Here is an 11,361-nt window from a genome sequence, read left to right as displayed (position 1 = left end):
GTCAACCGAAGATGGCGCGGTTGACCAGGTTTTCCAGCATCTCCTGGCGGCCGCTGACGGCTTGCGGGTTGAGTTGCTTGGCAAAGGCGTGCTCGGCGATATCGCTCAGGCTCAGCCTGCCGGCCAGCATCTCCTGACCCAGGCCGATGTCCCAGCCGGCGTAGCGCGCATCCTTGAACTGCGCCAGCTGATCGTTTTCTATCATGCCGGCGGCGCGTTCCAGCGACAGCGCCAGCACATCCATGGCGCCGACATGGCCATGGAACAGGTCGACTTCCTCCAGGCTCTGACGCCGTACCTTGGAATCGAAGTTGTAGCCACCGGTGGTGAAACCGCCCGCTTTCAGGACTTCATAGGTGACCAGCGTCATTTCCTCGACACTGTTGGGGAACTGGTCGGTATCCCAGCCGTTCTGCGGATCGCCGCGGTTGGCGTCGATGCTGCCAAGGATGCCGAGCGAGGCGGCGGTGGCGATTTCGTGATGGAAGCTGTGGCCGGCCAGGGTCGCATGGTTAGCTTCGATATTCACTTTGATCTCCTGCTCCAGGCCGTAATCCTTGAGAAAGCCGTAGACAGTGGCGCTGTCGTAATCGTATTGGTGCTTGGTCGGCTCCTGCGGTTTCGGCTCGATCAGCAGCGTGCCCTTGAAGCCGGTCTTGTGTTTGTGCTCCACCACCAGCCGCATGAAGCGGCCGAGCTGTTCGCGTTCGCGCTTGAGGTCGGTGTTGAGCAGGGTTTCATAGCCTTCGCGGCCGCCCCACAGCACATAGTTGGCGCCGCCCAGGCGCTGGGTCGCGTTCATGGCGGTGAACACTTGCGCCGCGGCGTAGGCGAACAATTCAGGATTGGGATTGCTGGCGGCGCCGGCGGCGAAGCGCGGATTGCTGAAGCAGTTGGCAGTGCCCCACAGCAGCCGCACGCCGGTCTGTTCCTGCTTGCGTTCCAGCACATCCAGCATCTGCGCGAAGTTGTTGCGATATTCGGCCAGGCTGGCGCCCTCGGGTGCAACGTCGGTATCGTGGAAGGTGTAATAGTCGATGCCCAGCTTACTGAAGAATTCGAAGGCGGCATCGGCCTTCTTGTGCGCCATTTCCATCGCATCGCCGGCGCCATGCCAGGGTCGGCGGAAAGTACCAGCGCCAAACACGTCTGAACCAGGCCAGACGAAACTGTGCCAGTAGCACGCCGCCATGCGCAGATGCTCGCGCATAGGCTTGCCCATCAGCAGCTTGTCAGCGTCGTAATGCCGGAAAGCCAACGGCGATTGCGCCTGCTTGCCCTCGAAAATAATGGGTGCAACGGAAGGGAAATAGCTCATCGATGGTCTCCGGTCTGGTGGTGGCGCGGCGCTGCAGAGCGCAGTATCGCTGTGTTGGTGTGGCGCCATACTAGCAACCGGGGATAGCGCTTCACAATTACGAAATCCGCCAGACGCGCTACTGATTCTTTCTATTGCACTTGCACAAAACGGCATTTGGCCTGACGCCGGCAGCGCTGCTGGGTACAATCAGGCAGGCGTCGAAGTTGGCCGGTTAAGCGGCACCGATTGGTAATACATTGACAAGCTATCCAAGACTCCCGCCAGGGAGCGTGCTTGCAAAAATCCAGGAGAGCGCAGGATGACAAAAATACCGGCGGTGCACCGCATCGCCCTGCTATTCAACGGCAACAAGATCTTCGACCGCGACATCATCGCCGGCATCGGCGAGTATCTGAGCAGCACGCGCGCCGCCTGGGACCTGTTCCTGGAAGAGGATTTCCGCTGCCGCCTGCAAGGCATTGAACGCTGGCAGGGCCATGGCATCATCGCCGACTTCGACGATCCGGCCGCCTGCGAAGCGCTGGCGCGGGTCAGCCTGCCGGTGGTGGCGGTGGGCGGTTCGTATGCCGAAGACAGCGGCTATCCTGCCGACACGCCGTATATCGCCACCGATAATTTCAAGCTGGTCAAGCTGGCCTACGACCATCTGATCGAAGCGGGCCTGCGCCGCTTTGCCTGTTTCAGCCTGCCGGAAGCAGCCGTCAACCGCTGGGCCCAGGAACGCGAGAAGGCGTTTGCCACGCTGATGCAGCGCGACGGCATGCAGGGCGAAATCTACCGCGGCGTCGGCACCAGCGCGCCGTCCTGGGATACGGCGGTGGAGCAGCAGATCGCCTGGCTGCACACGCTGCCCAAGCCGATCGGCATCATCGCCGTCAGCGACGCCCGCGCGCGCCAGCTGCTGCAGGCTTGCCTGTGCGCCGGCATCGCGGTGCCGGAACAGGTGGCGCTGATCGGCATCGACAACGATCCGCTGGCGCGCATCCTGACCCGGGTGCCGCTCAGTTCGGTGATCCAGGGCACGCGCGAGATGGGCCGCAGCGCCGCCCACCTGCTGCACCAGATGCTGCATGGCGCGCGCCTGGCCGGCACCCGCATCCTGGTGCCGCCGGCCGGCATCAACGTGCTGGCGTCGAGCCGCCATGAGGCGCTCAACCATCCGCACGTGATGCAAGCCATGCACTTCATCCGCCAGTATGCTTGCCAGGGCATCAAGACCGAACAGGTAGCCGATTACGTCGGCGTCTCGCGCTCGTCGCTGGAGTGGTACTTCCGGCGCGAGCTGGGGCGCAGCGTGCATGACGAAATCCTGCGCTTCAAGCTGGACGCCGCCAAGGGCATGCTGGAGAATCAACAGGATGAAGCCCGCAGCATCGCCGAAATTGCCGTCAGCTGCGGCTTCACCTCGGTGCAGTACATGCATGCCGTGTTCAAGCGCGAGCTGGCCTGCACCCCGCGCGAATACCAGGACCGCATGGCCTCTACCGTCACCCGCACAAACCAGACAGAAAGCCAATCCAGCCTATGAGCCAAGCCGCCATCACCAGCACCAGCGCCGACCATGGCGTTACTCTCTACACGCTGCGCAATGCGCACGACATGCGGATCACCATCAGCGACCGCGGCGCCACCCTGGTTTCCTGGTGGGCGCCGGACCGCTATGGCCGCGTCGCCGACATCCTGCTCGGTTATCCCGACTGCGATGGCTATCAGAGCAACCCGCCCTACTTCGGCGGCCTGATCGGACGCTGGGGCAACCGCATCGCCAACGGCCGCTTTACGCTGGACGGCGCCGATTACCTGGTCGACCGCAATGAGGGCAGCAACCATCTGCATGGCGGCGACAGCGGCTTCCACCTGGCACAGTGGCAGGCCGAAGCCGGACCGGACGGCTTGCGGTTAACGCTGGATTCGGCGGAAGGCGACGCCGGCTATCCTGGCAACCTGCGGGTCAGCGTACTGTACAGCCTGGACGACGACGGCCGCCTGAGCATAGACTACAGCGCCAGCAGCGACGCGCCGACGCCGCTCAACCTGACCTCGCACGGCTACTTCAACCTGAACGGCGGCAGCGCCGATATCTACGACCATATCCTGGCCATCGCCGCCGACCGGTATCTGCAGATCGACGGCCAGCTGATTCCGGTCGATGCCGCCAGCGTCGCCGGCAGCGCCTTCGATTTCCGCCAGCCGGCGCCGATCGGTCCGCGCCTGGCCTGGCCCGATCCCCAGCTCAAGCTGGCCGGCGGCTTCGATCATTGCTACTGCCTGCGGCCGCAGCATCCGGTAGTACCGGGCGAGGGCCGCAAGCCGCAGCCGCTGAGGGAAGTGGCGACCGTCTACGATCCCGGTTCCGGCCGCCAGCTGTCGGTGGCCACCACCGAAAACGGCCTGCAGTTCTACAGCGGCAATTTCCTGGCCGGCATACAGGGCCGCGGCGGCGGCGCCTATGCCAGGCATGACGGCTTCTGCCTGGAAGCACAGGCTTATCCCAATCAGGTCAACGGTCCCGACGCCGAAGCTGTGATTCTGCGGCCGGGCCAGATATATCGCCAGACCACGACTTACCAGCTGACAGTGCGATAATCGTTGCCTGGCCAATGAACCAACTGTTGCCGCCTGTGTCTGATCTGCGCGCCGACCAGCGGCGGCGGATTGCCTTTGAGGACAGCTGAATTAATTGGCCTGCGCTAAACTAACGGCGCATGGCAGATTGACAATTCACACCGGCTTCAAGGGTCGGCGCTGCAGTCGCCGCCTTTCAAAAACACAGGTATATCGATCAGGATCATTCATGCAACGCCTCATACGACAAGTTTTTGCTTCCGTCATTCTTATCACCGCCAGCCACGCGGTCCTGGCCCAGGCCCCCAAAACCGTATTCCTCGAAGAACTCACCTGGACCGAGCTGCGCGACCAGATCCAGGCCGGCAAGAGCACCATCATTATCCCGATCGGCGCCACCGAACAGAGCGGGCCGGATGTCGCGCTCGGTAAGCACAATGCGCGGGTCAAGATACTCTCGCAGCGCATCGCCGAAGGACTGGGCAATGCCCTGGTGGCGCCGGTGATCGCTTATGTGCCGGAGGGCGGCTACGCGCCGCCGACTTCGCATATGCGCTTTCCCGGCACCATCACGGTGAGCGACGATGTCTTTGAAAAAACCCTGGCGTCGGCCGCCAACAGCTTCAAGGTGCACGGCTTCAAGAACGTCGTCTTCCTCGGCGATCACGGCGGCTACCAGAACGACGTCAAACAAGTGGTGGCGCAGCTGAACAAGGCCTGGTCCGGCTCGCCTGCACGCGCATTTGTGCCGCCGGAATACTATGACGCCAGCTCCGACGGTTACGCCAAGATCCTGCGCCAGCACGGCATCAGCGACGACGAGATCGGCACCCATGCCGGCCTGGCGGATACCTCCCTGCAGCTGGCGGTAGCGCCGCAGATGGTGCGCCAGGAACGCTTGCGCAATACCCCCAAACTCGGCCTGGCGGATGGCGTGTATGGCGGCGATCCGCGCCGTGCCACGGCTGAACTGGGCCAGCTCGGCATCGATGCGATCATCGCGCGCACCGTCGCCGCGCTCAAGAAAGATACTGCCGCGCGCTGATGCGCCGGCCTCCTATTCATTACGCCTCACTCGATCAAAGGAACTGTCATGCCATTCTTGTCTCATCGTTTAACGCAACTGGCCGCCGGCATCGCCGCAGTATGCCTGGCCGGGGCGGCCTCCGCCGCACCCGCTGCGCCCGTAGCGCCTGCCGTAACCACCGTGGCCGGCATGCCGCAGGTGGTCAATCCTGCCAACCTCTACAGCGAAGCCGCCGCCGGCCATTTCAGCCCGGCCGTGGCGGGCGCCCTGCCGCGTGTGTACGTGCCGAATCTGCGCTCGAATGAAGTCTATGTAATCGATCCGGCCACGCTCAAGGTGGTCGACAAGTACAAGGTCGGCTACAGCCCGCAGCACGTGGTGCCGGCCTGGGACCTGAAAACGCTGTGGGTGGCTAATAATGCCGAAGGCCGCTCCGACGGCAGCCTGACGCCTATCGATCCCAAGACCGGCAAGCCGGGCAAGGAAGTGATGGTGGACGATCCCTACAATATGTACTTCACGCCGGACGGCAAGGAAGCCATCGTGGTGGTCGAGGCGCATGCCCGCCTGGATTTCCGCGATGCGCACACCATGAAGCTGACATCGAGCATCGAGGCGCCGCAATGCAAAGGCATCAACCACGCCGATTTCTCGATAGACGGCAAGTATGCGCTGTTCACCTGCGAATTCGAAGGCAGCCTGGCCAAGATCGACCTGGTGAACCGCAAGGTGGTCGGCTATCTGCAGCTGGCCAAGAAAGGCATGCCGCAGGATATCCGCATCGCGCCGGACGGCAAGGTGTTCTATGTGGCCGACATGATGGCCGATGGCGTCTACGTGGTGGATGGCGAAAGCTTCACCAAGATCGACTTCATCAAGACCGGCATCGGCACCCATGGACTGTATCCTAGCCGCGACGGCAGCAAGCTGTACGTGGCCAATCGCGGCTCCAACAAGGTGCACGGCACGCGCAAGGGCAAGGGTAGTGTGTCGGTGATCGATTTCGCCACGCGCAAGGTGCTCAACACCTGGCCGATTCCCGGCGGCGGCAGTCCTGACATGGGCAATGTCAGCGCCGACGGCAAGATGCTGTGGCTGTCCGGCCGCTTCGACGACGTGGTGTACGCCATCGACACCAGCAGCGGCGAAGTCAAGTCGATCCCGGTCGGCATGGAGCCGCACGGCCTGACCGTGTGGCCGCAGCCGGGCCGCTATTCGCTGGGCCATACCGGCAACATGCGCTAATTGCTGGCAGCAGTCCTTTGCAGGCTGGTGCGCCGTATTGGTGCACCGGTCTCACCCCTCCCCCCGTTTTCCCCTATTAGGCCTCCAGGATGCGATTTGGCCCCTGGCCGGTCAACCTTTTGGCGCCGTTCCGCGTTTATTCGAATTGCAACCGGGAAATTAACTCCGGCGACGTCAAATTTAAAAAACAGCGGGAAACACATTCTATGGATCTTCAGAAAGCACGCGACTGGACCGACTTTCTCCTCAAATCCTTCGCCATCGCTGCTATTATCGCCTGCGGCCTGTGGGCCGCTTTTGAGTTTTCGGCAACAGGCAGGTCCGACACCAATATCCAGGTCCTGGTATCGGCCGAAAGCAGGTCCTACACCGACAGCCAGAGCTTGCTGATCATCCACGTCAAACCGAAGAACATTGGCAAGGTAGTGGTGAGGCCAGGCGAGGATGGCTTGCTGGTCACGGTCAGGAAGATTCCCGGCGACGCCAAGGACGGCGTCATGCGGCTGGATGCCTTGCCGCTGCTGTACAGCACCAATCTGCTGAAGCGCTATCTGGACGGCTATGAAATCGAGCCGGGCGCGGAATACGATGAAATCCTGACGATCGTGGTGCCCAAGGGTTCGCTGTACGCGGTCAGGGCCGAGCTCGATATCGGCAATGAAGATGAAGTCGACCATACCACCATCGTGCGCGCCGAAGCGGCAGACAGCGCGGTCAAATAATAGCCTCAGCTAAAATCGATGCGATAGAAATCCGTCATCGCATGCTTGGGATTTGGTCCCAGCCAATACCAGCCGTGCCGGTCATAGGCCTTTAGCGCAGGCAGGTTGGTTTTGCTGGCGGTCAGCACGGCGCCGCTGCAGCCGGCCATGATCAGCTGGTCCTCGACAAAGCGGTGCAGCTGGTCGAATACGCCGATGCCGCGGTATTCCGGGATCAGGTAGAAAAGATGTACATAGCCCAGCTTGTCCCAATCGGAAAAACTGCGGAATTCCAGCTGGCCGATGATGCGGCCGGCATGCCAGACGTGGTAGTAGCACCATGCCTCGTCGTCCTTGCGCTGCTCCAGCTTATTGCGGTAGATGCACCCTTCCTCGCCGGCCTCTTTCCAGAACTCCTCATCCGAATCGAAGCTGCAGACGAAAGAATCCAGCCTGAATGTCAGCGCCCGGCTGAAATTGTTGTTCAGGTCTATCTTTTTATACTGGATGTCCATGGGTCGGTCTCTCCAAGGCCGGCAACACCCGCCGCCGGATTTCCGGGCGGGCCATGGCTACACATTACCCTTGGCCGCGCAATTGGTAAAGAGCCGCTGCGGTGCTTAGAAAAAAGGATCGGGAATATGGCCGGTGGCGTGGTAGGCGTGCCGCATCTGGCCCGGGGTCAGCGCTTCATCGATCAGCACCCTGACCAGCACGAAATCCTGCCAACGCCCCAGCGCCACATAATGAATATCGTCCAGGCGCCGGAACGCCAGGCCCAGGATCTCCTTGAAGCCGTCGGCTTTGCGGATTTCTCCGGAGGCAGGCACCAGCCTCGACGCCAGGTGCGCATGCATGGCGGCGGCGCTGGCGCCGCGCAGGTAAGCGACCCTGGCCATGGTTTGCGCGACCTTGCCGTGGAAGGCCAGGTTACCGTTCGCCGGCGAGAACAAGCCTTTGACAAAAAACTTCGCCGACAGCTGCAAGGCTTCGCTGCGGGCTTGCGCGAAGGCCTCGGTGAAATTGCATTTGAGCGAGGAGCCGCAGAAAAAGACCTCCTGATCGGTCGAACTGAGCACTGCCAGCACAAAGGGCAAACGGTCATCCGTGGTGTAGTAGGCGATGTGATAGCCGTTGTCCAGATGTTCTGTCTCATCCAGACGCACCAGCGGCCGGCCGGAGTACCACATCGAAAGCAATATGTGCTGTTCAAGCAGTTCCAGGCTGGCGCGTTCGATAGCCATCCCGATATTCCGATGCAGCCCGAGGCCGTTGGTGCTGGCCACGGCAGCAGCGCCGGCCTCCTTTTCCCGCAGCAGCAGCTGGTGTGCGAAGTAAGGGCCGGCCTGGCCGGCGCGGAACAGGTAGCGGCCCCGCAAGCCGGCAGCAGACTGCTTGTGGCTGAACAGCGAAAGCGAGGCCAGCATTTTCTGGAGTATCTCGCAGCATGAGCCGAACACCGCGGCGTCCAGATCCTGATGCGACGCGTGTCCGAAATAGGCGTGTTCATCGCAGCCGCGGCTGGTGAACCGGACGGTGCTTTCGACGCAGTGCAGGCTGGCGTCGAGGGGATGGGTAAACCAGGTGCTGTGCACTGGCACGCCGAAGAACTCATGCTGCAGAACTTCAAGGCGGGATTCAATCAACTCAGGCAACATGCTCTTCATGGCTCGCAAATCGTTCAGCAATTTCCGGACAACCCGCGCTGGATGGATGCGAGTTGTCTTTCCATACATTTTGTGTGGGACGGCACCAGAGTAGCAGCGCGACTTTGATGCAACAACTGGCAAATTTGATAGTTGCGCTGCATGGCCGAGATGGAAAACAGTATCAAAACAGCATGACAAAAGATAAAAAAAGGGCCTGCATTGCACAGGCCCTTCCTGGTTCAGCTTGCTGCCGCCATCCGCTCTAGACGCTGGCGCAGCGATACTCCCTGACGGGGCCTTAGCTGGTTAATGCCATCGCCGGGTCGCTGACGCTGTGGGCGCCGGTTTCCATGCGGCCGGCAAAGCGCCGGCTGAAGCCGCCGAGCGGCACGGTCGCCGTCAGGTCATACCAGTTGCCCTGGCTGCCGACCGGCCAGTGCTGGTCCAGCTGCATGCCGGCCGGAACGTGGAAGGTCCACGGCCCCGCCTTGCGGTAGGCGTTGAGCTTGACAGTGACGACGCAGGATTTCTCGCCGCGGTTCATCATCGTCACGCCGATCCGCTTGCTGAAAACGTCGTAGCTCAGCTTGACTTCCGGCACTGCGCTATCGTCCGCATCCAGCGTCGACAGATTGCCCTGGAAGGCGCGGTGGAAGCCGTTCGGTCCCAGCACCCACAAATCGTAGGCGCCGCGGTCGGCATTCAGATCCCAGCTGTCTTGCCACTCCTTGCCAGCTTCCAGCGCATAGCGGCGCGGCACCCGGTCCAGGTGCAGGCGGTCGTAGACGTGGAATACCGCGGCGGCCCTGCCGCTATTGCGGAAGGTCAGCACGATATCGTCGCGCCGCACATGGGTGCGGGCGTGAACGTGCAATTCATAGGGCAAGGCGCGCGACGGCCGGATGCCGGCGCTCTGCATCGGCCACACTTGGCTGCCTTCGGACGGCAAGGCAACCTGCTGCAGTTTCTCTTGCTGGGCGCGCACCGCGTCGGCTTCGGCGCGGCTGCGCTTCGGCAGCGTCGGCAGCACTTCGTCGTTCGGATTGACGAAGTTGAAGGCTGTCAGCAGATCGCCGCAGACCGCTTTGCGGTAAGGGCTGATGTTTTCTTCCCTGACGTGGAAGCGCGCTTCGAGGAAGCGCAGGATCGAGGTGTGGTCGAACACTTGCGAGTTAACCCAGCCGCCGCGGCTCCATGGCGACACCACATACATCGGCACCCGCGGACCGGGACCGTAGGGATGCTTTTCATAAGTAACTGAAGCCTTGCTGGAAAAATATTCGCCTTCGGTCGAGATGCTCGAATAACCGGCCAGCTCGCCATCCTGGTAGCCTGGCGCGCAAGGCGGCGGCACGTGGTCGAAAAAGCCGTCGTTCTCGTCGAAATTGATCAGTAATACGGTCTTGCTCCACACCGCCGGATTGGCAGTCAGCGCGTTCAGCACTTCCTGCACATACCAGGCGCCCTGCACCGGGCTGGACGGGCCCGGGTGTTCGCTGTAGGTGGCAGGCGCCACGATCCAGGAAACCTGCGGCAAGGCGCCGGCGCCGATGTCTTCCTTCAGCGCAGCCAGGAAGCCGCCGTCCGGCATGGTGTTGCCGACGCCCTTGAACAAGGGATTGGCGGCGTCGTCGCTGGCTTGCCAGGCGGGGTAAGGGGCGCCGCCATTGTCGCCGCCGGCGACGTTGCCGCGCAGTTCATTCGACTGGCGATAGGCGACGAAGCCGGCCAGGGGATTGTCGGTGAAGTTGTCCGGCATGTTTTGGTAAACCTTCCACGACACGCCCTGTTTTTGCAGGCGCTCCGGGTAGGTCTTCCAGCTGTAGCTGGTCGGCGAAGTGGAGACTTCCAGATGGTCTTGCGAGTTGTCGATGGCCGGGCCGCCCTTGTCGCCTGCCGGATTGTTGCTGCCGGTCCAGTGGTACAGGCGGTTGGTATTGGTGCCGCCGTGGAAGGAGCAATGATAAGCGTCGCATACCGTGAAAGCGTTCGCCAGCGCAAACTGGAAATCCAGTTCCACCGCGGTGTAGTAACCCATCGACTGCGTCTGCTTGTAGGTCGGCCAGCTGTTCATCCGCCCCAGGTCCCAGGCTTCCTGCGCATTGTCATAGGTATGCGGGGTGCCGTTGACGCGCTGGGCGTTGCCGATCCTGCTGTCCAGATGGTAAGGCAGGATCACGCGCGACTGCTTGCTGCTGTTGATGTAAGTCTGCTGCATGACGTTGCGGTTGCCGGCCAGCGGAATCGGGAAACGGTCGGCGAAACCGCGTACGCCGTGCAGCGTGCCGAAGTAGTGGTCGAACGAGCGGTTTTCCTGCATCAGGATCACCACGTGTTCGACGTCGCGGATGGTGCCGGTCTTGTTGTTGGCGGGGATCGCCAGCGCCTTGCGGATGGCTTCCGGGAAAGCGGCATTGGCGCTCATGGAATAAGCGGTGGCGGCGACGGTGGCGCCTGCGGTGCGCAAGAAATGGCGGCGGTTCTTTGGAATCATGGTCCTGTTCTTTCCTGGAGTGGGTGGCGCTGGGAAGGGGATCTAGTGCCCTGGATCGTCGACAGGTTCGTGATTTCAACCATGCTTTACCGCCAGTGCATTTTTTGGATGGACGCAGTATCACGTGAAAATATTTCAGGCGTATGAAGCTTGTGTGACCGTTTTGTCATGATGGCGATACGGTCAATGGCGGCACTGCCGTTGCATTGATGCGACAAGCAGCGAAAACTGGTATCGCTACCGCATGTCCCGCGCTGCGGAAAATTTCGGATGGCAATCAGACAATGCCTCGCAAGCCAGCAAGGACGGGCCTTGGCGCCAGGTTGGCGGACGTGCGAGAGGGATCCAGGATTCAATAC

Annotated in this window: 9 protein-coding genes; 5 read left to right on the top strand and 4 right to left on the bottom strand. The window is 61.7% G+C overall.

The annotated features are described in order from the left end of the window. Position 1 precedes the first annotated feature (1 nt). Positions 2–1,318 (bottom strand): xylose isomerase, encoded by a 1,317-nt coding sequence (gene xylA / locus BCF11_RS17890; RefSeq protein ID WP_098495941.1) that lies wholly within the window; start codon positions 1,316–1,318, stop codon positions 2–4. 301 nt (positions 1,319–1,619) lie between these two features. On the opposite strand from xylA, the gene BCF11_RS17885 reads away from it, so the two are divergent. From BCF11_RS17885 to BCF11_RS17865, 5 genes are all read left to right on the top strand, one after another. Continuing rightward, positions 1,620–2,849 carry a DNA-binding transcriptional regulator gene (locus BCF11_RS17885; RefSeq protein WP_098495940.1) on the top strand — a complete coding sequence of 410 codons (1,230 nt, stop codon included), beginning with the start codon at positions 1,620–1,622 and terminating at the stop codon, positions 2,847–2,849. Continuing rightward, positions 2,846–3,907 (top strand): aldose epimerase family protein, encoded by a 1,062-nt coding sequence (locus BCF11_RS17880; RefSeq protein ID WP_098495939.1) that lies wholly within the window; start codon positions 2,846–2,848, stop codon positions 3,905–3,907. Before BCF11_RS17885 ends, BCF11_RS17880 begins: the two co-directional genes overlap by 4 nt. 208 nt (positions 3,908–4,115) lie before the next feature. Then, positions 4,116–4,931, top strand: a complete 816-nt coding sequence (locus BCF11_RS17875; protein ID WP_098495938.1) for a creatininase family protein — start codon at positions 4,116–4,118, stop codon at positions 4,929–4,931. A 48-nt stretch (positions 4,932–4,979) separates the two neighbouring features. Further along, positions 4,980–6,158 (top strand): YncE family protein, encoded by a 1,179-nt coding sequence (locus tag BCF11_RS17870; protein ID WP_098495937.1) that lies wholly within the window; start codon positions 4,980–4,982, stop codon positions 6,156–6,158. Between the two features lie 206 nt (positions 6,159–6,364). Beyond that, positions 6,365–6,880 carry a hypothetical protein gene (locus BCF11_RS17865; protein WP_098495936.1) on the top strand — a complete coding sequence of 172 codons (516 nt, stop codon included), beginning with the start codon at positions 6,365–6,367 and terminating at the stop codon, positions 6,878–6,880. Between the two features lie 5 nt (positions 6,881–6,885). On the opposite strand, the gene BCF11_RS17860 is transcribed toward BCF11_RS17865, so the two are convergent. From BCF11_RS17860 to BCF11_RS17850, 3 genes are all read right to left on the bottom strand, one after another. After that, positions 6,886–7,374 carry a GNAT family N-acetyltransferase gene (locus tag BCF11_RS17860; protein ID WP_098495935.1) on the bottom strand — a complete coding sequence of 163 codons (489 nt, stop codon included), beginning with the start codon at positions 7,372–7,374 and terminating at the stop codon, positions 6,886–6,888. 105 nt (positions 7,375–7,479) lie between these two features. Continuing rightward, a complete protein-coding gene (locus BCF11_RS17855) occupies positions 7,480–8,526 on the bottom strand; it encodes a YcaO-like family protein (protein ID WP_158229224.1) in 1,047 nt (348 codons plus the stop codon). 280 nt (positions 8,527–8,806) lie between these two features. Next, positions 8,807–11,002: a phosphocholine-specific phospholipase C gene (locus tag BCF11_RS17850; protein WP_098495933.1), complete on the bottom strand. Its 2,196-nt coding sequence runs from the start codon at positions 11,000–11,002 to the stop codon at positions 8,807–8,809. Between the last annotated feature and the right edge of the window lie 359 nt (positions 11,003–11,361).

Origin of the sequence: Collimonas sp. PA-H2 (assembly GCF_002564105.1) — a bacterium.
GTDB lineage: Bacteria > Pseudomonadota > Gammaproteobacteria > Burkholderiales > Burkholderiaceae_D > Collimonas.
This window is presented reverse-complemented; position numbering and strand designations above follow the sequence as displayed.